Below are 25,145 nucleotides of genomic sequence, written 5' to 3'. Positions count from 1 at the left end.
CCGATCGCCGAAACTCTTGGCGAGTTTCGCGACGGTGAGCCTCACGATGGACTCAAGGTTCAATCTTTGATCCGACGGTAGATCGCCCGGACATCAGGCCCGAACGTTTGGACGCTTTGAATTTCAAAGCGTGTGGCGTCGGCAAGGCGAGGGAATCCGGGATCGCCGAAGGGACCAAGTGACTTCAGTCCGCCGATCAACTTGGCGCCTAAATAAACGTGGGCTTCGTCGATCTGATGGGCTGCAGCAAAGCTACCTAATAACCCGCCACCGCCTTCGATCATTAGGTTCGAGATCGGACGCCCCGATAGATTGTCCTCGCGTGCTAACCGCTGAAGGACTTCGTCGACCATATCGACCGAGTTCTCGCTGTCGCAACGCATCGTCTCGACATCATGATCGGCCAGTAGTGCCAGGTCACTATCGGCGATGGCAGGTCCCGCGACGATCCAGGTCGGCGTTTCCGAACCGGTCCGCACGAGTTGACTCTTCAAGTCCGGCACGCGGTGACGGGCAAAGACGATCCGAATCGGAGTCCGCGGTCCGCCGTGGCGGGCCGTCAACAGAGGGTCATCGGCGATCACTGTTCCCATGCCCACGGCGATCGCGTCGACCCGTCCGCGAAGTTGATGGACCTCATAACGAGACTCGTTCCCGGTGATCCATTGGCTCTCCCCGGTCGATGTTGCGATCCGACCGTCCATGCTCATCGCCCATTTGGCGATCACCCATGGCCGACCGGTTCGCACGCGTTTCAAATAGGGAGCCAACAATCGCTCGGATTTGTCGGCGCCGACGCCGGTGATGACTTCGATCCCGGATTCTCGAAGTCGCTTTATCCCGCCTCCGTCGACGGCAGGAAACGGATCGGTGACCGCGACAACGACCCGAGCGACGCGGGCACGAATCAGGGCATCGGCGCAAGGCGGTGTTTTGCCGAAATGGCAACACGGTTCCAGCGTCACGTAAGCGGTCGAACCTTGGGGAACCTCACCGGAACTCGAGCAGTCCTCCAACGCGTTGACTTCCGCGTGTGCACCGCCGTAGATCTGGTGGTAACCCCTCCCGATCATGCATCCGTCGCGTACGAGGACACACCCCACCATCGGGTTTGGCTCAACATATCCCTGCCCCAAAGCGGCGAGTTCCAACGCTTCGTTCATCCAAAGTTCGTCCGGATCGGGGGCGTTTGGATGCGTCATCAATGCAAACTCGGAAAGGGTTATGTTCGTTTTGATCAGTTTACCAAGTGAATTCCACATTGACTTGCCGTGAAGGCTTGACCGTGGGTACAATGAGAACGGTTCTCACCAACACATCTATTTCCATCCTTCCGGAGGTTCACCCCCAAGATGGCCATCAAACTGACCGAACGTGCCGCTGAAGAAGTCATTCGTTTCCGCAAAGAACACAATTTTGATGACTCGATGCTGCTTCGTATCGGCGTCGCCGGCGGAGGTTGCAGCGGATTCAATTACACGTTGAACTTCGACGACAGCTACGACGAAAAGACGGATTCAAAATACGAACATCACGGCGTCAGCGTCGTGGTCGACAAGAAGAGTGCGCTGTATCTCGACGGCACCGAAGTCGATTGGTTCGACAGTTTGGAAAAGCAAGGCTTCACGTTCAATAACCCCAACGCAGTGAAGAGCTGCGGATGCGGAAGCTCGTTCCAAGCCTAGCCGCCTGAGGTTGAGTAGGCTGGCGGTTGAGTAGGCTGGGTGAAGGAGGCTCTGCGACGCACACCCGGCAGTGGGCGAATTGGCTGTTGGCGATTAGCTTTTTGCGATCGAACAACAGCCTGCCGGGGCTCCACTATCGCTGCGACCCAGCCCACTATCAGTGTTTTGAAAACTTAAACCTAAACCTAAACCTAAACTTAAACTTAAACCCCACCGAGCGAAGCTCGCACGGCGTGTAGGTCCTGCGGACATGTTGCAGGCGAGTTTAGGTTTAAGTTTAGGTTTAGGTTTAAGTCAGTTGAGCCAATAGCCAATAGCCAATAGCCAATAGCCAATAGCCAATAGCCACTGAGCACCCGTTGACAATTCTAGGGTCGGCAAGGCATGTTATCTTCATGGCTACACGTCGACGCGCCCGCGAAATTGTCTTGCAACTTCTCTATGAAGCCGATCTGAATGATTGGCGAGATGTTGATGCGCGGAGCCGGTTCATTCGTTCGCGTTTACAGGGTCGGAAATTGCTTTCGACCTTTGCGACCGAACTGCTCGAAGGTACGTTGCAGCATCGCGACTCGATCGACGTTGAGTTGAAAAAGCTATCGACCAATTGGGCGCTCAACCGAATGCCGGTGACCGATCGTAATGTGTTGCGATTAGGTGCCTATGAAATTCTGTTCGCCGAAACGCCCGGCCAGGTCGCGATCAGTGAAGCGTTGACGTTGGCGCGTCGTTACGGCGGCGAGAACAGCCCACGGTTCATCAACGGCGTCCTGGATCGGTTGTTTAAGAAAGCGTCCGGTGCCGTGACGACGGTATGAAGCAGGCGATCGCCGAGGTCCTGCGGGTGGCGGTCCCGCTGATGATCAGCACCGGCATGTTCTCGCTAGTACTCTTTGTCGACCGAACGTTTTTGTTGTGGCATGAACCGTCGCAGATGGGAGCGGCGATGGCGGCGGGCAATTTGTTCTGGGTCTGCATCTGCGTGTTCGTCGGTATCGCCTCAATGACCGGCGCGATCGCCAGTCAATACGTCGGGGCCGGGCAACGCAGTCGGATCGGGCGTTTGCTATGGCAGTCGATTTGGTTTTCGCTCGCCACGATGCCGCTGTTCTTGATCCTCGGATGGAACGCCGAACGACTGTTTCAGTGGACCGGCCAAACACCGAAGTTGATCCCAATGGAAGCGGTCTATTTTCGTGTGCTGATGTGGGGCGGAGCCGCCGAGGTGATGCAAACCGCGCTGTCGGGTTTCTTTTCCGGCACCCACCGCACACGAACGATCGCGATCGTTAGTGTCTTTTCTGGTTTATTGAATCTGGTCCTCGATGCGATCTTGATCTTCGGACTCGACCCGGCATGGTGGGGTGGTCAAGGTGACCGGATCGGAGAGTTGGGAATCGTGGGGGCTGGGATCGCCAGCGTGATCGCGTTTTGGTTCAAGCCGATTTGTTATGGCGCGATCTTGCTGCGCCCGCGTTTCCGTCACACCTATGGAATCCTTCGCGGTTTGTGCTGGGACCGCCGGATGATGTCGCGTTTGATCTACTTCGGCTTCCCGGCCGGGTTGATGTACACGACCGAGGCCGGTGCGTTCACGGTGATCGTGTTGATGATCGGACGACTCGGTGATGTTCCGTTGCAAGCGACGACGATGGCAATCAACTTCAATATGATCGCGTTCATCCCGCTCGTTGGTATGTCGATCGCCGCGTCGGTTTTAGTCGGACAGCATTTGGTCCGCAGCGGTCCGCGTTTCGCGATTGCCAGGGTTCACGCGGCATTGTTGATCGCATGGGCATACGCGGCCGCTTGGGCGCTGGCGTATTGGTTCGGTGCCGAGTTGTTGATTTCACTGTATGAACTCAGTCCGCCGGCATTGACGTCCGATGGAGTTGCGTCCGACCCGACAATGTCACTGCGAATCGCCGAAGGTTTATTGGGATTCGTCGCGATCTACGTTTTGCTCGACGCGACCCAGTTGATCTTGGCGGGGGTCCTGCGAGGGGCCGGTGACACGTGGTTCGTATTGCTTGCCGGTTTATCCGTATCGATCATCGCCTTGGCCATCGGGATCGCGTTGGAGCCGGATTGGGAGCTTGGCACCCCCAGCGTCGATGTCGCGCTGAATTGGTGGTGGTGGGTGTTGACGTGCTGGGTGATCTCGCTGGCCGTCGCGATGGCCGCTCGATACCTACAAGGCAGTTGGCAGAAAATGCGAATGGTGTGAGTTGGTTCTGCTTGTCAACTTAAACCTAAACTTCTCCGACAATCCGCGATTGCTAGGCGTCTCTGTCCTGCGGACAGGGTGACAGCCGGTTTAAGTTTAAGTTTAAGTTTAGGTTTAGGTTTGATAGCTAATGTCGGAGGTTGTTACTCGTAACGAATTCCTCGCATCGGTGGGCCGGTCGGACCGTTGGCGGTGTAGGCGGTGGGGGGGCCCGATGCGTTCGTGATCGGTTGGGCCCATGGTGATCCGGCGGCGGCATTGGGGGTCATGGCCAGTCCGCTGATTTGCAACAGATCGACGCGGTTGCGGGTCTCGGGCATGGCAAACAATTGTGGATCGCCGGAGAGCAATTGATTGACGCTGTAGGATGCCACGTCGAGCTGGATCGCCAGTGGCGGGCCGGTCGACGGGTACAGTTCCATCTTAACCGCGTGCGGCAAGACACTGTTGACCGATTCGTAGTATTGGTGCTTCGTCGCGTGACTCTTGGCGACCAATCGTTGATCGGGGGCGTAAAGAAACAAGTGGGTGATGTAGCCGGCCTGCGGTTCGATGAAACAGACCCGCTGATAGGTGCCCGCCGGGGTGGCAATGGCGCTGCGGACTTCGATCAATCCGTCGGTACGGGTTACCGGTCCGGATAACACGGTTTGTGGATCGAGTCTCGCCAGACCGATCGCCTCGATCATCCAACTCGGGTCGACCGGCAGAATCGCCCGATTGAGTTGGCTGGCGTATTGTTGGTGGTTGGCATAGTAAAGCGTTTGGGTCATGCCTTCGGGGACTTCGAACCAAAACTCATTGTTGTTACTTCCCAAATCAATGCCGCTGCCCATGATGATCGGGATGCTGGCCTTGAGTCGAAAGTTGCGTTCGCGTTGCAGGTGCATGTTGGCCGTCAGCTTGGGGACGGCGGTCATGCTCAGCACGTCCAGCGATGCGGAGTTCGTCGAAAGTTCGCGAATCGCATCGGTGCGATTGATCGCGGCTGCTAAGGCGTTGATGTCCGGGGTGGTGTCGAAGATCGGCGGTGGTGGTGGTGCGGTCGAAACGGGGACCGATCGGGAGCAACCATTGGTCCACGCCAATGCCACCAACGTCAGGACCACTCGCGTCACCAGTAGACCGACGCATCTCCATGTTCGGATAGTGGATCTCGTTAGAGATCGATCCGGCACGGGATCTTTAACAAGATTCACTACGGTCGAATAAAAGCAGCGGAACACGAATGCGGGGTCCTTCCCAAAATCGTTTGGCTTGAACTGTCTTATTCCACTTCGCGATAAAGCAGATCGACCAATTGTGCTTGTAGGCTTTCCGCTTCGCTCGCGGCAATGTCACATACGACCACCGATACGGTCGAACCGTCCAAATTGGACTCCAGCTCCATCTGCTCGCTCGTGTCGGCTTCGGCGGACTCCTGTGCGACGTCGTTGGGGCTCGGTGCCCGTTCGTTGGCGTCGCTTTCGGACCGAATCAAGGCGGCGGATTCGACGGGGCGCAGATGCCGTTTTCGCATCAACATCAACGCCAGCAGATACCGCATTTTTGCTTGGTACGGCTCCGTCATGGATCGTAATATCTCGATTAGAACTTCCGGCGGGGCCAGTTCGCGTTTTTTTTCTTCAGGCCGGGGGACGCGGTTTTTCCAGTATCCGACGCAATTCTCAGGCGGGCCGGTCCACGCATCGGCGGCAATGTCGATCCGTTTGAAATCTTCGTCGTGTTCGGTCACGACGGAATAATAGGTTTCCCCAGGCTCCAGCGGTCGGTTGCTGACGTGGCACCTTCGGGTGGTTCGGTTGATCTTGTATTCGCCTATCATGAGGTCACGTTATCACAGCGTTCGCGTACAAGGAAAGACAGAGTTGACCAGCTTACCCGAAGATTCATCAACAAAACGTCCCGATTACTCACCCGTCGTAATGGACGAGTTGCTCGAGAACGACCTGCGGCAATTGGTCCGCTTGTCGATCGCCGAGGATCTCGATGTGGCGTTGGATTGGACGACCGTCGCGATGATCGATAGCGAACGTCGGGGAGCGTGTCAAATTGTTGCACGCGGTGCGGGCGTTTCGGCCGGGATCGCATTGACACCGTGGATCATCGACGAGTTCGATGCCGACCTGGAGGTCGAGGTGCTTGTCGGCGAAGGGGTTCGGTTTGAGCCTGGAACGCCGTTAGTTCAGCTTTCGGGTTCCGCGAGGGATCTCTTGACGAGTGAACGGGTTACTCTCAATTTGCTATCGCGTATGTGTGGTGTGGCCACGTTAACACGGCATTATGTCGATCGTATCGAGGGCACCAATGCGAGACTTTACGACACCCGCAAGACGACACCCGGGTGGCGGCGTTTGGAAAAGTACGCCGTCACTTGCGGAGGCGGACACAACCACCGCACGGGCTTGTACGATGGGTTCCTGATCAAGGATAACCACTTGGCGCTAGGCCGATCAAGTCAATCGCCGGACCAACCGCTTTCGGCGCTGGAGGCGGCGACACGAGCTGTCGCGATGCGGGGCGGGCAAGTGAACCAGCTCCTTGCGCCGCGAATGGTGGAAATCGAAGTCGACGGTCTCGACCAATTCGAGCAGGTTCTCGAGACCGGCATCGATATTATCTTGCTCGATAATTTCTCGCTCGAAGACTTGCGAGCGGCCGTAGCGGCCCGTGACGCGGCGGGCGTGAGCGTGGAGTTGGAAGCGTCCGGAAACGTTAATATCGATACGATCGCTGCGGTCGCTGCAACCGGCGTGGACCGCATCAGCAGCGGGGCACTGACGCATCAAGCAACGTGGTTGGACTTGGGTATGGACTGGGTTCAAACTTAGCGTTTTGCATCGCGGGATCAACAAGTGAAGTATTTGTAGTGGATCTTGTTAAAGATCCTCCTGCAAAGGGATCTTTAACAAGATCCACTACGTCGGTTGATGATCCCGCGATGCTTATGCTTCCATGGGATTTCATGTGGGAATCGCCCTGTTTTTATCTTTTCGACATCGCTTTGCGACCTAAGTTTGGGTGAATGCACTCGCCTTTTCTTGTCGTCTTTTCGGTTTGCCATGTCGTCGTCACCTCACGTTATCTCCCGACAGCCCAATGCAATTTTTGGCGACCGGCACTGGTATGAGTTTGTTCAACCGTGCTTGGACGCCGCGTCGATCATGACTTCGCTTGTTACGGTTAAACTGGTCGCGCGTGGATACGTCGACGACACCGCTTGGCCGCTGGGTTTGATGGCGGTCATCGCTTTCTTTTTGTGCTCGCAGTTCACCGGATTGCATCGACGCGATCGCGGCCCGAGTGTCGACAACGAGATCATTCATTTAGTCGCGACCTGGTCGCTGACGGTATTGGTCTTGATGCTGATTTTATTCGCGACCCGTTACGGAGATCTGTTCGCCCGCAGCATTATCTTTGCTTGGGTCGGGATGAGCCCCGCGATGATCGGGCTGACGCGGATGTGCCTTCGAATCATTCAGGTGGGCATGTTTCGACGGGGGATCGGATCGCGAACCGTCGCGATCGCCGGATGGAACCCGTTGGGCGAGCGCACCCGAGTGAACATCCAACGGGAACCAGAACTCGGGTTCACGTTCACCGGCTTTTATGACGACCGAAATGCTGATCGACTGATGGCGGACGTGGCCAACGATCAGAACGGGAATGAAAACAAGGGACACGACGCGACCGTGGCAAGTAAGCTCGACTGCGATTCGTCCGCGCTGCTTGGGGACTTGAACGACTTGGTCGATGCCGCTCGCGCTGGCGAAGTCTCGACCGTCTTGGTGACTTTGCCGATGCGTGCCGAAAAGCGAATCCGGTCATTGCTGGATGAACTGAGCGACACGACGGCGTCGGTTTACATCGTCCCTGACTTCTTCGTCTTTGAATTACTTCACTCTCGATGGACGCAAGTTGGTGGATTGCCCGCCGTGAGCGTTTTCGAAAATCCGCTGTTCGGCATCGATGGCGCGGCAAAACGCATCGCCGATTTGGCCATTGCTGCGGTCGGCCTCGCCGTTATCTCTGTCCCCCTGTGCATGATCGCGACTGCGGTCAAGCTGACCTCGCCCGGCCCAGTATTCTTTCGGCAGCGACGATATGGTCTTGATGGACAAGAGATTCGCGTTTGGAAATTCCGAACGATGCGAGTATGCGATGATGGTCCCGTGGTCAAGCAAGCCACCCAAGACGATCCCCGCATCACGCCGTTGGGGCGGATTCTGCGACGCACCAGCTTGGACGAACTGCCCCAACTGTTCAATGTGATCGAAGGCACCATGAGTTTGGTCGGGCCGCGACCGCATGCGACGGCTCATAACGAACAATATCGCGGACTGATTCGTGGCTACATGATGCGACATAAGGTCAAGCCCGGAATCACCGGATTGGCCCAAGTCAGTGGATGTCGGGGCGAAACCGAAACGATCGAAAAGATGCAGCGTCGGGTCGAGTTCGATCATCAATACATTCGAACGTGGTCGCTGGCACTCGACCTACGGATTTTATTCCGAACGTTACTGGTCGTTTGGAAACAACCCGAAGCCTACTGAAAGATCAATGGCCCGATCGAAATTGGATGTTCGACCGATACCCGAGCTCCTGAATCGATCCGTCGCCTAGGTTTTTCAGTCACTTAGGTTTCGTCTTGGCAAAGGTTGATTACACTAACAGCCGGCTTGGGGAAGCCTTATCCGGCCAAATGTTTTCCACTTCATAAATGATGATTCGCCATGCGCGTGATTGTGACGGGTTCCAGCGGTTTGATCGGTTCGGCGGCAGTGCGTCATTGGGACGCTCTAGGCGACGAAGTGATCGGCATCGATAACGACATGCGTGCAACGTTCTTCGGCCCCGAAGGCAGTACGAAGTGGAATCAAAGCCGATTGGAGAAGGAAACGAACCATTTTCGCACGGTGGTTTTGGATATCCGCGATCGGGAAGGCGTGTTGCGGTTGTTTGAAAAAGAACAGCCCGACTTGATCATTCACTGCGCCGCCCAGCCGTCGCATGACAAAGCCGCCGCGATTCCGTTCTTGGACTTTGAAGTCAACGCGAATGGGACGCTCAACCTGCTCGAGGCGACCCGGAAGTTCGCACCCGGTGCCGTCTTCTGCCACATGAGCACCAACAAGGTTTACGGCGACGCCCCCAACGAGCTACCGCTGAAGGAACTCGACCGACGTTGGGAATATGCCGACGAGAAGGATTACAGCGGCATCGATGAAAATTGCCGAATCGATCAAACGATGCACTCGCTCTTTGGTGCCTCGAAAACTGCCGCCGATGTCCTGGCTCAGGAGTACGGAAAGTACTTCGGAATCAAAACCGGGATCTTCCGCGGCGGTTGTTTGACCGGTGCCAGCCACAGCGGTGTGGAGCTGCATGGGTTTCTTAGTTATCTCGTTCACGTCGCCGTGACGGGTAAGCCGTACACGATCTTTGGCTACAAAGGCAAACAGGTTCGCGATCAGATCGAATGCAGCGACGTGGTCAAAGCGTTCGAAGCGTTCGCCAAGAGCCCTCGCCCAGGTGAGGTCTACAACATCGGCGGCGGACGCGGCAACGCGGCCAGCGTTCTCGAATGTATCGACAAGATCGCGGAAATCTCTGGGCATCAAGTCCAATGGTCGCTCGGCGAAGACAACCGGAAGGGCGATCATATCTGTTACATCAGCGACCTGACGAAGCTCCGCCGCGACTATCCCGATTGGGATATCCGCATCTCGCTCGACGAAATCCTAAAGCAGATGATCGCGTCCGAAGAAGCGAAACTCGCTGCCCGTTAACCCAAACCCGATACGGTTGTCGCGGTCCTATCGATCAATCCATCATCGACTGATTCGATCGGCTTGGCCTTGCGATTAGACGATGATTTGAATTGCGGCGTTCGATAACGGATCGAACCGAATTCAAAACAACAACGGCCCGGTGGTGGCGAAGATGATCGGCTCACGAGTGGGAAAGATAGCCGTCTTGGCAGTCGCTGCGGGGACTCCCTACGTCGCTAATGAAACCCAGTGGGGACGAGACGCGACGTCGTCCATCTCGCAAACCTTTCAATCAACCGGGGCGACCTCGTTGTGGGGGCAAGCCGGCGGCGAACCTCAGCCCGGAGGCATGACTCAACCGCTCGGATCGGATCGCTATCCGGTCAACGCGCACCATCAAGTTGAAACGTTACGACCGGTATCTTCGGTGCGCTATCGTTATGAGGAAGACCTGGCACGTAAACTCGGCGCGATGCCCTCGGACACCGAAACCGCACCCTCATTAGCGGGCAACAACGTCGAAGACATCCGCGAAGCGTTGCGTTTCGACTTGACATCGCCGGCAATCCTGAATCGCTTTTCGCGGGTCAGTACGGTGTTGGCCGATTTACAGCTCGAAGGCTTGCGCGTGCCGGTCGTCACCGGCATCCGCGCCGATGATCTGGCTGGGACGCTGACCTACTACTTCGATAAGTCCGGTAAGATTCAACGCATCAATTTGCATGGGTTCACCGGCGACACACAGCGGATCGTTTCGACCCTCACAACACACTACGGCCTGCAGGGCGAAGCGAGCCTCGATGCGGGCGTCTTCACCCGACGTTGGAACGGCATCCCGGTTCACCTTTTGAAAATATCGCATGCGCCGGTCGTCTTCAGCGATGCGGTTCACCAAAAATACACCGTGTTCCTAGAACTGAATCAACCCAACCTGCAATACGGCATTAGCGAAGAAGCCCGCCGGATCGTGCAAACAGACCGTTGGACCGGACGTTGGTAGCTCGACTCGCATTAACAAACTTAAACTTAAACTTAAACGTCAACTTAAACTTAGCATCGCGGGATCATCAACTGACGTAGTGGATCTTGTTAAAGATCCCTTTGCAGGAGGATCTTTAACAAGATCCACTACAAATGTTTCACTGATTGATCCCGCGATGCTTGGACTCTCCCAGTCAGTTCGAGAGTAACGCCTGCGAGATACCTGATGGTCTGTATGATAGCTAGGAAGAAGCTGACGGTTTAGGTTTAGGTTTAGGTTTAAGTTTAAGTTTAAGTTTAAGTTTAAGTTTAAGTTTAAGTTTAAGTTTAAGTTTAAGTTTAAGTTTAAGTTTAAGTTTAAGTTTAAGTTTAAGTTTAAGTTTAAGTTGAACTGGCGATGGTCTTGGCAGGATTACTGGGGCAATAGGTCGTCTTCGAGCAGGTGGCAATACGAGTCATAGCGGCGGGCATCGATTCGACCATCAGCGACCGCGTTCTTAACCGCGCAGTCGTCTTCGTGCAGATGCAAACAATCCGGGTAACGACACAAACTCACGTACGGTCGTAGATCCGGCATCAACCCGGCTACCTCGGTCGCCTCGATATCCCACAGTTGGAATTGGCGAATGCCGGGCGTATCGAATACCGCGCCCCCACCGGCGAGCGGGATCAATTTAGATGCCGTCGTTGTGTGTCGGCCTTTTTGATTTTCCGAACTCACATGGGAAACGGCCAAGCCAAGTCCCGGCTGGATCGCGTTGAGTAAGCTGCTCTTGCCGACACCACTTTGGCCCGCCAACGCCGTTTGCCGATCTTGCAGGAACGCTCGCAAGTAACTGAGGTTCTGGCCCGATGACGCGGATGTCGGCAAGACTCGATATCCGATCGATGCGTAAACACCGATCATCGCTTGCAACGACAAGGCGTCGACCAAGTCGATCTTGTTGATCACGACGACCGGTTCAATCCGATACTGCTCCGCCGTTAAGAGCATCCGATCGATCAGCGCTGGCTTGATGCCTGGTTCGGCAGCGCTGGCGATGATCAGCATCGCATCGACATTGGCCGCAATGACATGTTGTTTCCCGCGACTGGTTCGACAGATGATTCCGTGCCGTGGTTCGATCCGCTCGATCATGCCGTCGGCCACCACCGTCTCGTCGGCGCGTTCGGCCGCTCGGATGCTCGCCCCTTCGCGACTTTGGGATCGAAACCATACGCGGTCACCGGCGACGACAACGCCACGTTGATCCGTTGCAAGCGACTTCAAAACCTGCCGCGTCGCACAAGCATACAGCCTACCATCGTCCGATAGCACTTTGCTTTGCCATCCATGAACACTGAGCACGCGTCCATGGATCAGCGAGGTCTGATCGACCTTGAGATCAACTTGCAGTCCGCCATCGTCCTCTTCATCACGTTGAGACCCCGCGACGGTGCGCTTGCGGGTCAGGTCGCCCTTCCCGCTGAGTCGTTCGGCCTGCACAACATCTTCGATCGTGTGTTCATGATCGCGTTGACGAAATTGACGCGTTAGGTCCGCGTCGCGTACTCGGCCTTGATGCTTTTTGCGGAACTCCGCCCGCATCTTGCCTTTCTTTTTCGCCATTGCGGACTAGCGATCGACGCGAGAAATAGGGGCGGACGCGTCGGCTCGCTCGGCGGCACCTTCGGGAGCCATGATCTGTTCGACCTTGCCCTCGGTATCGCCCTTGCGTTTGTGAATCGAGGGGCCGATCAGTTCGGTCAATTCGACTTCGTTGAGTTCTTCCCGTTCGAGTAGCGCACGAGTGATCGTTTCCAATTGGCCGCGATGTTCACGGAGTAATTGCTCGGCTTTCTGATCGGCTTCCAAGAGAATCCGGGCGACCTCTTCGTCGATCAGCTCCTGGGTGTGTTCGCTGAATTGACGCGATTGATGGATCTCGCGGCCCAGGAACGGATCCTCATCGCTGGTCTTGTAGCTGACCGGACCGATCTTGGCGCTCATGCCCCAGTGCGTGACCATCCGCCGCGCGATACTGGTCGCCCGCTCGAGATCGTTTTCGGCACCGACACAGGTCTCGTTGTACACGATCGCTTCGGCCGCGCGGCCGCCGAGCAAGACAATCAATTGATGTTCGAGTTCCTTCTTGCTCATGCTGAGACGGTCTTCGTTGGGCACGTACTGCGTGACGCCCAACGCTCGTCCTCGAGGAATGATCGTGACCTTGTGGACGATGTGAGAGCCTTCCAAGTGCCACGCGGTCAACGTGTGACCGGCTTCGTGGTAGGCGGTTTTCTCCTTCTCGTCTTCTTGCAAAATTTCTTCGCGTTTGGCCCCCATCAAGATTTTGTCGCGGGCGTAGTCGAAATCGACCATCTCGACGACTTTCTTATCGTTGCGGGCGGCCCACAGAGCCGATTCGTTGACCATGTTCTTGATGTCCGCCCCGGTTAAGCCCACGGTTCCGGCGGCCAAGCGACGCAAGTCCACGTCGTCACCGAGCGGCACGTCGCGAACGTGGACCTTGAAAATCTCTTCGCGGCCCTTCATCGTCGGGCGTCCCACCGTGATGTGTCGGTCGAAACGGCCCGGTCGCAACAATGCAGGGTCGAGCACGTCGGGTCGGTTCGTCGCCGCAATCACGATGACCGCATGCGTTCCCGAGAACCCGTCCATTTCGCCCAGGATTTGGTTGAGTGTTTGTTCGCGTTCGTCGTGACCGCCGCCCAGACCGGCGCCGCGTTGACGACCGACCGCGTCGATCTCGTCGATGAAGATGATCGCCGGGGATTGATCCTTGGCCGTGCGGAACAAGTCTCGCACGCGGCTCGCTCCCACGCCCACGAACATCTGAATGAATTCGCTACCGTTGACGCTAAAAAACGGCACGTCCGCTTCGCCGGCCACGGCCCGTGCGAGTAACGTCTTTCCCGTTCCCGGAGGCCCGTTGAGCAAGACGCCCTTGGGTACCTGACCTCCGAGCTTTTGAAACTTCTCAGGCGTTTTCAAATAGTCCACGATTTCTTGCAGGTCGGCTTTCACGCCGTCGAGCCCCGCCACATCACCAAACGTGATAACCTTGTCGGTCGCCTCGAAGCGTTTCGCCGGACTCTTGCTGAAACCGGACAGGAATCCCCCGCCCATCATTTCATTGCGTGAGCGACGGATCATGGTGAAGACGAGGAACAAGATCCCCAGTGGCAACGCCAACATCAGCAAAATCTGAATGAAGGCGGCCGTCGAATCGGGCTTCAAGAACGCGTAGTCGGTGATACCTTCGGCCTGCAGTTGTTTCGCCAACGAGTTGGCGTACTCTTCACCCGCCGGGCGGGTGAAAACAAATTTTTTCAAGAGCGGTTCGGCTTTTTTGTCCTTGGCCGCATCGTCGTCATCGGTCACCGGTTTTTCAGGACGAACCTTGAACGTCCCGGTCACCTCCAGATCGCCGATGCGGACCTGTTCGATGTTGTCCTTGGCGAGTTCCTTTTGGAAAAAACTGGCCGTGATCTCGGCCCGCGGCTCGGTGCGGTTAAGAAACAGCATCGCCGCCAAACCGGCGATCACGATCGCGATCAGCACAGGATTCCCGCTACGACGCGAGCCATCACCGTCGTTAGGAACTTTCGGGTTCGAACCGGAGGGCAGCTTATTCTTGGACGGTTCTTTGGAGTCGGACCCAGAGTCCTTTGTCATCTTTTCATCCTGAAGGCGATTTCGATCAGATTTTTGCCAAAACGGCAGAGATTCGGCGTGGATTGAGCACCGCAGATTGTAGCAAGCGGTGTACCGCTGGTCGCCATCAGTTCGCATCATGCAGCCCGAAACCGCCCGAAAACGACCAAGGGGATCACCCAATCCACCGCCGAGCGACGGCGCCTCACATAGCCGTTTCAGCGGTCGCAGGCTATTGATTCAGTCTGCATCGTAACCCGACGCGTGAGCGAGGGATACATACAGAGGATCTGATGGCGTTAAATCCCTCGCTCACCGGCGTGTTGATTTAGTTCTCATCGAAACCCGATGCGTGAGCGAGGGATACTTCAAAGAGAATGAATGGCGTTCAATCCCTCGCTCACGCTTCGGGGTACGATTAAATCAACTCGTCGTCATGCGTCGGGATGCGATCAAATCAACACGCCGCTAGCAGCGTTTTATTCACCGATGACGTACAGGAAACTCTTTGTCCGCAACAGCAATCGGCCGTCCGCAGGCGTGGGGCTGGCGACGGTATATTGGTCTGAATCGGCGACTTCGTTGACCGAAACGACCTGGGCGTTCGCTTCTGCCCCGATCGGACCGACCACGGCGGTGACCGCGTCTTCACCGGTGACCATCAACTGATCGCCCGCAATCAACGGCGAACTGCTGTAGCTGACCCGCGACCGCGGCAGCGAAACTTCCCACAGGGTCTTGCCCGTCTGACCCGCCAAAGCCGAGACCGTACCCTTGTTGTTCTTGGAATCGGAAATCAAATAAACGATGCCGTCTCGCATCGCCGGGGTCGGCACGTCGCTGCCGATGTCATCTCGATGCCAAACGATCGCATCACGCCCCGCGCCGGCGGCGAGTTTTTCCATATCGACCGCCGTCAACGTCGCACCCCGCGAGTACGGGCAAACGATCAGGTTTCCTTCGGCGACCGGTGAGGCGATCGAACGGAAATACTTTTCGGCGTCGGGATTGAATCCGCCCATGCGAGCAATCTCCTCGCCGGTCGCCGTATCGTTGAGCGTCAGGGTATCGGCGCCCATCACCGCGATCATCTCACGTCCGCCGACGTTCACCGCCAAAGGCGTTGAGTAACTCTGGGCCGCTTCCTCGGGGGCTCCCGTATTGCGATCGGCTTTCCACTTTAACTCGCCGGTCGCCAAGTCCAACGCCACTAAATAGCTCGGTCCGGTCTGCATCACCGGGACGACGACCATCGAATTGACCAGCAACGGGGACGAGCCGAGGTCCCACCATAGCGTGTCCTCGCCGTATTTCTCCTGCAAATTCACCGACCACACTTTTTTACCATCGGCATTGACGCATGCTAAATCGCCACTGCGGAAGTACGCCACGACAAAACGACCGTCGGTGACCGGCGAGGGATTGCTGCCGCTGCCCTTGCGATGTTTGTTGCCGCGGTCGTCACCCAAGGTGACCTGCCAAGCGATTTTTTTCTCGTTCAAGTCGATCGCCATCAGCGTGTTCGCGCCCTCGACACCACTGGTCAGGTAGGCCCGGTCGCCTGCGACCACGGGTGTGCTTCCTCCGTTGCCGGGGATCTGAATTTTCGATGCCGTCTCCTCCGACCACTTCGACGGCAAGTCACCATTCGGCGCGATTCCTTGCTGGGACGGGCCCCGCCATTGCGGCCACGTCGCCACTTCGTCGACCGAAGCCGTTGCCGTGGTGGCGGTCAACTGAACGTCGTCGGCGACGACGGGGGCGACCAAGAGAGCCGTCAACAACCAATGGGAAAAGCAAATGCGATCGATCGACATCATTCATCTCGGGGGGAAGGAAGACGTGGAGGGGAGCGGCCGAAGGTCTTGGCGACCTTCGCTGACACGGGAACGAGCGGGCACCCGATTGTGACGCAGTTCGCCGCCGATTGCCACCACGCGTCCTTCGATTGGGGGAAGCTAAGCGTAGCGAAATCCACCATGAGTTTCGGCCTAGCCAGACGATCGCCGAATCCCGTGGCGACTTTCGCGAAGATCTAAACTTAAACCTCAACTTAAACTTAAACTTAAATGTCACCCCAGCGAGCGAAGCTCCGAGTCCCGACTGTCCTGCGGACAGGTAGAGGTTTACGTTTAAGTTTAAGTTTAAGTTTACGTTTAAGTTTACGTTTAAGTTGTAGTTGAGAGCGATGAGCTCACTCCGTTGCCGGGTCTCCGCTATCGCTGCGACCCAGCCTACGATTTTTGGGTAGCCGGGATTTTATGTCTTCGGTATTTGTAACTGCTCGTTGACCAACATCCACTCATATTTTCGCCAATCACGAAAGGATACGCCATGTCGCTTCATTCGAATCGTCGCACTCACGAGGTTGACTATGAGATCGTAGGCGACGACATGCAGATGGTGATCATCGAATTGGACCCCGGTGAAACGGTGATCGCCGAAGCCGGCGCGATGTTGTACATGGAAGAAGGCATCTCTTTCGAAGCCAAGATGGGCGACGGTTCGGAACCGGACAAAGGTTTTTTCGGCAAAGTCATGTCGATGGGCAAACGGGCGATCACAGGCGAGTCCTTGTTCATGACGCACTTCACGCATCAAGGGCATGGCAAGAGTCACGTTGCTTTCGCGGCACCCTATCCCGGCAAGATCATCCCCATTGATCTATCGACGATCCCCGGCAATGACCTGTTGTGCCAAAAGGACGCATTCCTGTGTGCGGCGCTCGGGACTCAGGTCTCGATCGCTTTCCAGCGGAAACTCGGTACCGGGTTGTTCGGTGGCGAAGGGTTCATTTTGCAAAAACTTGTCGGCGATGGTTTGGCGTGCATTCACGCCGGCGGCACCGTCATCGAGCGAACGCTGCAGAATGAAACGTTGCGGGTCGACACGGGATGCTTGGTCGCTTTCGAACCGCACATCGAATACAACATCGAACGGGCCGGGAACTTGAAAAGCATGTTCCTCGGCGGAGAGGGATTGTTTTTGGCGACGCTGCGCGGCACCGGTCGTGTTTGGTTGCAAAGTCTGCCGATGCGTCGACTCGCCGAACGGATCGTCGGCACCGCCGGCGGCACCGGTGGCAGCGGCGGTGAAGGTTCGATCCTCGGTTCGCTCGGCAATCTGTTGGACGGGGATTGAAGCGTACTTCCGAAACGCTTGGCGAGTTTCGCTACCTAGATCCGCGTCTTCGATGCCCGCCCGGCCAACTCCGCGACGTAACGTGGCACCGCGAACCCAGGCAGCCTGGTTTCCAGTTCCGCAATCAACTCTCGGCCCCGCTCCGGCGAGACTTCGAAATGAGCCGCACCGGTGACCCGGTCGAGTTGGTGAAGGTAATACGGCATCACCCGACATTCCATCAGCCGTCGTGACAAACGTTCGAGCGTCGCGGCATCGTCGTTGACTCCCGCGAGTAATACCGATTGGTTCAACGTCGGAATTCCCGCATCGACGAAACGTTCCAACGCCGCCTGGGTTGGTGTGTCGATTTCCGACGCGTGATTGACATGGACGACCACCCAAACGTTCAGGCGTGAGCTGCGTAGACGCTCGATCAAACCCAGTGTCACCCGCGACGGAACGACGATCGGCATTCGCGTGTGAATCCGCAATCTTGTCACATGATCGATGCCTTCGATTCGTTCAACAAGCGAATCGATCGCCGCGTCCGTCATCGTCAAAGGATCACCGCCGCTCAAGATGACCTCCTCGATATCATCATGCTCGCGGAGGTATTGCAGGGAGGGCTCGAAGGCTTGACCCCGCGATCCCGCCGCCGCATAGGGGAACTCGCGCCGAAAACAGTACCGACAATGAATTCCGCACGCGCCCGTCGTTACCACGAGGGCCCGGCCGTGATACTTGTGTAGTACGCCGGGAGCCACGTTGGCGTGCAAATCGCCGACCGGGTCGCTGCCGAACCCGTCGACCACGGCGGCTTCGTCGGAAACCGGCAGCACCTGACGCAGCAACGGATCGTTCGGGTCGCCCGGTCGCATTCGCGAAACGAACTCGCGGGTAACAAAGATCGGAAAACCGTAGTCGGCCGCAGCGATGGAAGCATTCGTGTTCGAACAAGTTTCGGTGGTCGAAGAAACCTCGCCCGGCACCAACTCACCCGTCTGTTCGAGGGGCAGACCTAAGCATTCTCGTAAGAGTCCGGCCGACCGGATTGCGTTTTTCATCGAGTCCAACCATGCCCGCTCGTCGGCGTATGCTGGCTCACCACCGATGTCCGAGCGTCTGATTTCTTGGCCGCGTCTGATTTCTTTATCGCAGTGGGGCGGGACAACATGCCGCCGGGTCGTTAAACTGGTTCTCCGCATCGCCCTGATTAACCCTCTTCTTTTCCGTATGGAGTGAAGCCCGCCGTGGCAACGTACAACACCAGCGATTTTCGCAAAGGCCTGAAAGTCCAAATTGACGGTGAACCTTACCTGATGACCGAAATGATGTTCGTCAAGCCCGGCAAGGGCAATGCGTTGTACAAATGCAAGATGAAGAATCTCATTCGCGGCACGACGCTCGACCGCACGTACAAAGGCGGCGATTCGCTCGAATCGGCAGACGTGGAAACGACTTCCGTGCAGTTCCTCTACCGCCAGGGCGAAGATTACGTGTTCATGGACGGCAAGACGTTTGAACAGTACGAAGTGGTCAGCGACGTTGCCGGTGATATCTGGAAATACATTAAAGACGGCATGGAGTGTTCGATGACGCTCTATAACGGCGTGGCCATCATCGTCGAGCCGCCCCAGCACGTCGAGTTGCTCGTTGTCGAAACCCAACCGGGTACCAAAGGTGACACGGCGACGAACGTCACCAAGCCCGCCAAGATGGAAACCGGTGCCGAGTTCCTCGTGCCCGGATTCATCAAAGAAGGAAACGTGGTCAAGATCAACACGATCAGCGGCGATTACGTCGAACGGGTCAGTAACTAGGCGTAGATTCCGCTGTCCAGGTTTAGGCTCGGCCGTTTTCCGCCGTAGTGAAAGTCGCCAAGACTTTCGGGAGCCGGCTAATCTTTCGGGTATCTACCGGCGGGGCGAAAACTCTTGACGAGTTTCACTGCCCCCCACAGCGGCGTGTTGATTGAGTGCGTTCGTCAGTTTTTGTGAGCCGAAAAGCGGACTGTTGATTTAATCGTAACCCGATGCATGACGGCGTGTTGATTTAATCGTAACCCGAAGCGTGAGCGAGGGATTAAACGCCATTAAGTCCTCTGTATGTATCCCTCGCTCACGCTTCGGGTTACGATGCAAACTAAATCAACAGCCCGTTAGCACCGTCGGATCATTCAATCAACAGGCCGAGAGCGGCCCACGATGTGAAAGTGGCCAAACACTCTGGCTTGCCCAGCTGTCCAGTTCGCCGTGCGGCCGCGTCCAGCCCGTTCCGGTTCAACCAGCTGACGTTCGAGAGCACCCTGGGGTGATCAAAACAGAGATTTCATCGTTGCGGATCCACCCGGCTGGGGGCTCAGGAGCCAGCGATTAACGTGAGAATAACGTCCTTCACCGGCCAATAAAGCACGGGTTTGAGTTGCATGTTCGTTAGGTCTGTGGAATAATCAAGCATGCAACTGCGGCAACGGGGATCGGACCATCCCGATTCGCCGTCCTTCTCACCTCCGCATCGCCGCCACTTTTCTGGATTGGCCACCTTCTGCACTGGATTGAAAAACAATGAAAACTCAACGCTCCGGATTCACGCTCGTCGAGCTGTTGGTCGTGATCACGATCATCGGCATCCTGATGGGCCTCCTCATCCCCGCCGTCAACGCCGCGAGAGAAACAGCACGACGGAACCAGTGCAGCACGCAGGTCAAAAACTTGGCTTTGGCTGCAATTCAGTTCGAGAATGCAAAGGGAGAACTGCCAGGATATGCCCAGGTTTTCGGTTTCTACGAAACGCCAGCAGCAGCTCCATTCGATCCTACTGACCCAACGGCAACCGCTGGAGCAGCCAGGCACGTAAAGCTTGGCTCTTGGGTCGTCTCACTGCTCCCATGGCTTGATGCTCAACCAACCTATGAGCATTGGACCGAAGACAGATACCCGATCCTCGATAGCACCGGCGGCGAGTTTGAAGCTACAAGTGGACAGGCTGGAGAAGGCTTTCACCAACTCGCGTCACCCAACCTCGCCATCATGCAGTGCCCCAGCAATCCCAATGATGATTCGGCGAACGGCAGGAACAGCTACATCTCTAATAATGGGCTGCGTAGCTTTAATAACTCTGCATCCTCTGGCGGTGGAACGGTAAATTTTGAAGACGCAATGGATAGAGCGAATGGTGCGTTCAATAACAAGTTCGCTGGCGTAACCGCCGTAGGTCCTCCAATCGAACGAGCACCGATCGGTCCTAAGGTCCGATTAGATGACTTCAAGGACGGTCAAGGAAACACGATCCTGTTCAGTGAGAACGTTCAGGCAATGCCTTGGCACCGTGTTGGGTTCCTGTACGATGCGGCAGCTGATACTGACCTAACACCAACGGGTGCCGCACCGTCCCAAGACATTACATTCTCGGTGGGTAATGGCGGCACGTATGCAAGCTTCACTCAAGGCATGGTGTGGCATTATGAAGACAAGGATAGCGCTTCGACCACATACGCTTGGTCGAACGGTTCGCCCAGTGCGATCAATAAAAAACACCTAATTAATGGCGGTGGAAATAGCGTTGCTGAAGACATCTTTGTTGAGCAGATGACCGCCGCAAATGCAGAAGACCTTGCGAGACCTTCATCGGCCCATACCGACGGAGTCAACTGTGGAATGGCCGATGGGGGAACTCGCTTCGTCGCAGATTCAATTGACTACCGTGTTTATCAGGCCTTGCTCACCCCGCGAGGGAAAAGTAGCGATGTGCCTTGGCCAGAATTTATTCTCGATGATGACGCTTATTGAGAATAACGTATTCTCTATACTTAAACCAAAGGCGGCATCTTCGGATGCCGCCTTTTTTTGTGCCCACCCAGTCGACCCAGCCCTGCGGGCTGGGCTCGGCAAATGGCTTGGTTTAGCCCTGAGATTCTGCTGCGACATTCGTTAGCGAATCGCCGAATGGTGCCACCCACCATGCTTGCCCTCTAAAAGGTTGGTGTCGACACGAGCTTTCCAAGATTTATTTCTGTTCCGCATGCCGGCTTGGCTCCGACCTCTAACGAATGTCGGGGCAGTCTTTCAGGGCGAAAGGCCCGGCAGTTTACCTAGCCCAGCCCGCAGGGCTGGGTTGAATGGGCGAGCGATCCATGTAGGGCCGAAGGTCCGGCCGTTTGCTAGTGACGTGAACAAACGGCCGGACCGTTGTCCTACCAGGTAACGTGCCATCGATCACCCAGCCCTTCGGACTCGGCTAGGCAAACGGATGGGCCGTTGGCACGAAAACCGCACTGACCTCCGCTCGCTTCGCCGAAAGGCGTGGTACCAAACTTGCGCAACCCGAAGTCGCCCCAACACCAACTTTTTGATAGCCCCGGCAGTGCCGTCGTCAATATTTAAAATGAGGGTTGGCTTAAAACGTGGCACGGTGGTCCCCACCGTGATTCTCGACGGAGGACCGTCGAGCCACGTTGCTGACACCCTAAAGTCAAATGTGGTTGAAGCACTAGGGCTGTTGATTTAGTCGCATGCCGATTTACAGCAATTAGCCGATATTAACTGGACTAGCAAAAGGTTGGTGTTGCGGGCGTTTCGGTTCGCGCAAGTTTATATCCCGAAGGGATGATAGCCATTAGCCGGAGGTTTGAGCGCAGCGAACACCTCCGGTCAGTGATCTGCGCGATCTCTCGACCCTGAAAGGGTCGCAGAGAGACATCATCAACGGGAACGTTCTAAACGCTCGCCGCTAAGGACCCGGCACTGTTGGACGAACGCTTGGCGGCCACGGTGTCACGGAACTGCATACGTAAGTTCTTTAGCCAGAAGAGCAAGTATGCGTTCGTGACCACCGACAGTAACAGCATCGCGTTGAAGATCGGTTGGGCGGCCACTTGCTCGGGGTTCTGCAAAGCTTCGCGATATCGATCGACCGTCGAGATGCCGGTCGCATCAGAACTGGAGCGTGGTTCATCGTCGGCGGTGGTCCGCGTAGGCGAACCGGAACGCGTGGTCGGGTCACCGATCGGTGCCAGCCCGGACGGCAGATTCGGGTTCACGGTCGTCGAGGGGTTGCCGACCAACTGCGTGTATCTCGGATCACTGTAGCGAGGATCGCTGTATTGCGGATCGCTGTATTGAGGAATCAAACCCGATCCGCTGTTAGCGGGATAGCCGTATGGGTTATTCACGTTGGCAAGATTGCCCTGCCCGTAGGTACCTTGCGGATAGGTTCCCGGCGCAAAGGGTCCCTGTGGATAGGCTCCCGTGGCGGCGGTTTGCCCGGGTGCTGGAGCCAACGGCGGCTGTACCAGAGCCGGGTTCCCCGCGTTCTGCGTGTACTGAGTTCCGTTGCCGGTCTGCGTGTTGTAAGCCGGTTGGTTGCGGTTGACATCGGTTAGATTCGAACCGGACGGATATCGGTTGGTGGAGTCGTACCCGCTGGAATTTTCGTTGGTCGCGACCGTCGTTCGGTTGGCATCGTCGAGTCGTTGGCCGAAACGATTCAGGCGATAGCCTTGTCGATCGATCGGATAACCTTGCGAGTCGAAACTGTATCCGTTGATTGGTAGTTGCTGTGCTTGGGCAATCGTCAGTTTCGGATCGTAATCGTAACTGGAACTGCGATCGGCACCGCTGCGAGACGGATCGCTGTATTCGCTGCGAGGGGTGGTTTGGGTGTTGGGTTGACGCGTTGAAACGTTTTGTGTGTTGACGTTGCGATTCGGATCGATCGTTTGCGAATCATTCGAATAACGGGGATTGGATGCCGAGGCGTTCGCATCCGCGCCGTTGTAGTTGTCCAGGCCCGAGGGCAAACGTCCGAAGTTGGAGTTTTCTAACAAGCTTGGGCTACGAGACGCGTCCTGGCCGTTGGATGCGACGTTGGTTTCGACCGGATCGGTCGACGGACGACGGCGTGAACCGTTCCGCAAGTCGTACCAATCTTGTTCGCTCTGCGAAGTGGCTGCGGGGTTCCGCGTTGAGGTGACAGGTTGGCTCAAGCGACTGCGTGGGTCGTCGTTGCCGGTGGCACGATCGACGGCATTATTGATCGTGCTGCGCGCCGCATCGGTGGCATTTCCGAGTACGTCCCGGGCGGTCTGTTGCAAATTGAAGTTCATCCCGTTGCCGGTTGCCAGGTTGCTCGTTGATCCGTTGCCAGCCAACCCACTGGCGGCCGAATTCATTGTTGGCGGAGCGGCTAAGGAGGTGGTCGAGGGGCCGGTTAATGGGTTGGATAACGGATTGGTGGACGGTCGGGGCGTATTCGATTGCGAAACACCGAGGCTACCCGGCAAATTCATGCCACCACCTTGAGGTGCGGGCTTCATCATCGCTGTGGCGGCGTCCGGATTGCGAATCGGCGAGAGCTCCATCGGGCTATTCATCGCCGGAATCGGCAATGGCGCGCAATCGTCGGACGCTAGCGACGAGATCGGGCCTCCGTCCGAATGCCGGGACGCGCCAGCTTGATTGGGCCCGCTGATTTGGTTGGGCTCGACGGCCTGGAAATCTGCCCGTGCCAGATTGCTGGGCGTGACGCGGGGCAAGGTTCCGTTACCGACCCGAACGACGACTTCACTGACGTGGCCCTGAATTTCCGTCGGAATGCGGCTGGCGATTTCACCGCTGCGGACGACTTGTTCGACTTGATCGGGCGGAATCTGGATGATGTACTTCACCCCCCGGCCGCCGTCGGGAGTCCAGCCGTAGGTGACTCCTACGGTCGCGGCGATCAATAACATCACAGCGCCACCCATGGCACAATCCTTTGCTGCGTTGGTTCCATTGTCCGATCGAGAGATCGGGTTTCACGCGTCAGAATATCGGCCGATGGGTTGGCAGGTAAAGGCTGATCGAAGCGGAAAATAGGAAAAACCGATCCGCCGGCTCAGTGACCGTAGTGGATGTGGTAGCTCGGCCGGGCCCGGTAGACGTGTCCACGATGCGGATAGCCGTGATAAACCGGCACACCGTAAGTGTGGATGCGAGGCTGTACGATGACGGGCGATTCGACGATCGTCGGCTGGGCGACGACTTGCGGCGCGGACGCCAATTGGCTGCCCGTGGGGGCTTGTTGCATAGCCGCAATCACCGTTTCACTGACGCCCTGTTGGTGCAACGAAATGATGTCTGAAACGACCGGTTGTCGCTGCACACCACGAGATTGGATTTGATTCAAGATCACGTTGTCGCCCACACCACTGCGGCTCATCGAGATTACATCGGTGAAGGAAACCGCGCCGACGGGTTGCGGTGCGGCATAGACCGGTGCGGCGTATTGTTGGCGTGACTGGTAGTATTGTTGTTGCCGCAGTGCGTTGTCTTTATCAGCGGCGTTACCCAACAAACCGCCGGCGACGGCACCGATCGCGCCGCCGATCGCGGCTCCCGCGCCGGCTTCGTTATTGTTTTCGCCGATGATGGCACCGGCGATCGCGCCGGTGATGCCGCCGAAGGTGGCCCCGCGTTGGGTGTTGTGCTGCGCTTTGGCGGGGGTAGCGTTCGTCGCCAGGATGGCGACGACGACGATGGGGGCCATGCAGCGACGAAACGGATAGACGGTCAACATGGGATTTACCTGCGGGACCAAAGCGATGGTTGATTTGGAAAAACGGAAAAACCGTTCGAGAAGTATTCCTTGTAAATCGGCAGTTGGCGGGGAATCAACGCCAAAAAATCAGAAGATACCGTTCAGAACGGCCTCGATTTAAG

At 56.6% G+C, this 25,145-nt stretch carries 19 protein-coding genes; 10 read left to right on the top strand and 9 right to left on the bottom strand.

Annotated elements, in window-relative coordinates:
- Nucleotides 1-59: 59 nt before the first annotated feature.
- Nucleotides 60-1,202 (bottom strand): bifunctional diaminohydroxyphosphoribosylaminopyrimidine deaminase/5-amino-6-(5-phosphoribosylamino)uracil reductase RibD, encoded by a 1,143-nt coding sequence (gene ribD / locus Pla100_RS04375; RefSeq protein WP_146576367.1) that lies wholly within the window; start codon nt 1,200-1,202, stop codon nt 60-62.
- A 150-nt stretch (nt 1,203-1,352) separates the two neighbouring features.
- Here ribD and Pla100_RS04370 point away from each other — a divergent pair, with 150 nt between their 5' ends.
- The 3 genes from Pla100_RS04370 to Pla100_RS04360 all read left to right on the top strand — a co-directional run bounded on the left by Pla100_RS04370 (nt 1,353) and on the right by Pla100_RS04360 (nt 3,912).
- The gene (locus Pla100_RS04370; RefSeq protein ID WP_146576366.1) at nt 1,353-1,685 is read left to right on the top strand and encodes a HesB/IscA family protein; all 333 of its coding nucleotides are present in this window, start codon (nt 1,353-1,355) and stop codon (nt 1,683-1,685) included.
- Nucleotides 1,686-2,080: 395 nt separating this feature from the next.
- Complete coding sequence (nusB, locus tag Pla100_RS04365; RefSeq protein WP_146576365.1) at nt 2,081-2,503, top strand: transcription antitermination factor NusB; 423 nt, start codon at nt 2,081-2,083, stop codon at nt 2,501-2,503.
- Nucleotides 2,500-3,912 (top strand): MATE family efflux transporter, encoded by a 1,413-nt coding sequence (locus Pla100_RS04360; protein WP_146576364.1) that lies wholly within the window; start codon nt 2,500-2,502, stop codon nt 3,910-3,912. Before nusB ends, Pla100_RS04360 begins: the two co-directional genes overlap by 4 nt.
- Before the next feature lie 143 nt (nt 3,913-4,055).
- On the opposite strand, the gene Pla100_RS04355 is transcribed toward Pla100_RS04360, so the two are convergent.
- Together Pla100_RS04355 and Pla100_RS04350 are read right to left on the bottom strand one after the other, a co-directional pair.
- Nucleotides 4,056-5,030: a hypothetical protein gene (locus Pla100_RS04355; protein WP_231602694.1), complete on the bottom strand. Its 975-nt coding sequence runs from the start codon at nt 5,028-5,030 to the stop codon at nt 4,056-4,058.
- A 149-nt stretch (nt 5,031-5,179) separates the two neighbouring features.
- Nucleotides 5,180-5,737: a hypothetical protein gene (locus Pla100_RS04350; RefSeq protein WP_146576363.1), complete on the bottom strand. Its 558-nt coding sequence runs from the start codon at nt 5,735-5,737 to the stop codon at nt 5,180-5,182.
- Between the two features lie 100 nt (nt 5,738-5,837).
- On the opposite strand from Pla100_RS04350, the gene nadC reads away from it, so the two are divergent.
- The 4 genes from nadC (at nt 5,838) to Pla100_RS04330 (ending at nt 10,686) form a co-directional block, all read left to right on the top strand.
- Nucleotides 5,838-6,743: a carboxylating nicotinate-nucleotide diphosphorylase gene (gene nadC, locus Pla100_RS04345; RefSeq protein WP_231602736.1), complete on the top strand. Its 906-nt coding sequence runs from the start codon at nt 5,838-5,840 to the stop codon at nt 6,741-6,743.
- Between the two features lie 231 nt (nt 6,744-6,974).
- Nucleotides 6,975-8,468, top strand: a complete 1,494-nt coding sequence (locus tag Pla100_RS04340; RefSeq protein WP_231602692.1) for an undecaprenyl-phosphate glucose phosphotransferase — start codon at nt 6,975-6,977, stop codon at nt 8,466-8,468.
- Between the two features lie 180 nt (nt 8,469-8,648).
- Nucleotides 8,649-9,704, top strand: coding sequence for an NAD-dependent epimerase/dehydratase family protein (locus Pla100_RS04335; RefSeq protein WP_146576361.1), 1,056 nt, complete (start codon nt 8,649-8,651; stop codon nt 9,702-9,704).
- A gap of 154 nt (nt 9,705-9,858) precedes the next feature.
- Nucleotides 9,859-10,686: a DUF6690 family protein gene (locus Pla100_RS04330; RefSeq protein ID WP_146576360.1), complete on the top strand. Its 828-nt coding sequence runs from the start codon at nt 9,859-9,861 to the stop codon at nt 10,684-10,686.
- 393 nt (nt 10,687-11,079) lie between these two features.
- On the opposite strand, the gene rsgA is transcribed toward Pla100_RS04330, so the two are convergent.
- From rsgA to Pla100_RS04315, 3 genes are all read right to left on the bottom strand, one after another.
- Nucleotides 11,080-12,276 (bottom strand): ribosome small subunit-dependent GTPase A, encoded by a 1,197-nt coding sequence (gene rsgA, locus Pla100_RS04325; protein WP_146576359.1) that lies wholly within the window; start codon nt 12,274-12,276, stop codon nt 11,080-11,082.
- A 6-nt stretch (nt 12,277-12,282) separates the two neighbouring features.
- Nucleotides 12,283-14,346, bottom strand: a complete 2,064-nt coding sequence (gene ftsH / locus Pla100_RS04320; RefSeq protein ID WP_146576358.1) for an ATP-dependent zinc metalloprotease FtsH — start codon at nt 14,344-14,346, stop codon at nt 12,283-12,285.
- 458 nt (nt 14,347-14,804) lie between these two features.
- Complete coding sequence (locus Pla100_RS04315; RefSeq protein WP_146576357.1) at nt 14,805-16,145, bottom strand: outer membrane protein assembly factor BamB family protein; 1,341 nt, start codon at nt 16,143-16,145, stop codon at nt 14,805-14,807.
- Between the two features lie 514 nt (nt 16,146-16,659).
- Here Pla100_RS04315 and Pla100_RS04310 point away from each other — a divergent pair.
- Nucleotides 16,660-17,466 (top strand): TIGR00266 family protein, encoded by an 807-nt coding sequence (locus Pla100_RS04310; RefSeq protein ID WP_146576356.1) that lies wholly within the window; start codon nt 16,660-16,662, stop codon nt 17,464-17,466.
- Nucleotides 17,467-17,501: 35 nt separating this feature from the next.
- Here Pla100_RS04310 and epmB read toward each other — a convergent pair whose 3' ends face one another.
- On the bottom strand, nt 17,502-18,512 hold the full coding sequence (gene epmB, locus Pla100_RS04305; RefSeq protein ID WP_231602690.1) for an EF-P beta-lysylation protein EpmB: 1,011 nt from the start codon (nt 18,510-18,512) through the stop codon (nt 17,502-17,504).
- A 186-nt stretch (nt 18,513-18,698) separates the two neighbouring features.
- Here epmB and efp point away from each other — a divergent pair, with 186 nt between their 5' ends.
- A complete protein-coding gene (gene efp, locus Pla100_RS04300; RefSeq protein WP_231602689.1) occupies nt 18,699-19,268 on the top strand; it encodes an elongation factor P in 570 nt (189 codons plus the stop codon).
- 744 nt (nt 19,269-20,012) lie between these two features.
- Nucleotides 20,013-21,236 carry a DUF1559 domain-containing protein gene (locus tag Pla100_RS04295; RefSeq protein WP_146576353.1) on the top strand — a complete coding sequence of 408 codons (1,224 nt, stop codon included), beginning with the start codon at nt 20,013-20,015 and terminating at the stop codon, nt 21,234-21,236.
- A 926-nt stretch (nt 21,237-22,162) separates the two neighbouring features.
- Here Pla100_RS04295 and Pla100_RS04290 read toward each other — a convergent pair.
- The gene (locus Pla100_RS04290) at nt 22,163-24,190 is read right to left on the bottom strand and encodes a hypothetical protein (RefSeq protein WP_146576352.1); all 2,028 of its coding nucleotides are present in this window, start codon (nt 24,188-24,190) and stop codon (nt 22,163-22,165) included.
- Between the two features lie 131 nt (nt 24,191-24,321).
- Nucleotides 24,322-25,002, bottom strand: a complete 681-nt coding sequence (locus Pla100_RS04285) for a glycine zipper domain-containing protein (RefSeq protein ID WP_146576351.1) — start codon at nt 25,000-25,002, stop codon at nt 24,322-24,324.
- Nucleotides 25,003-25,145 lie beyond the last annotated feature (143 nt).

Origin of the sequence: Neorhodopirellula pilleata, assembly GCF_007859915.1 — a bacterium.
Lineage (GTDB): Bacteria > Planctomycetota > Planctomycetia > Pirellulales > Pirellulaceae > Rhodopirellula > Rhodopirellula pilleata.
This window is presented reverse-complemented; position numbering and strand designations above follow the sequence as displayed.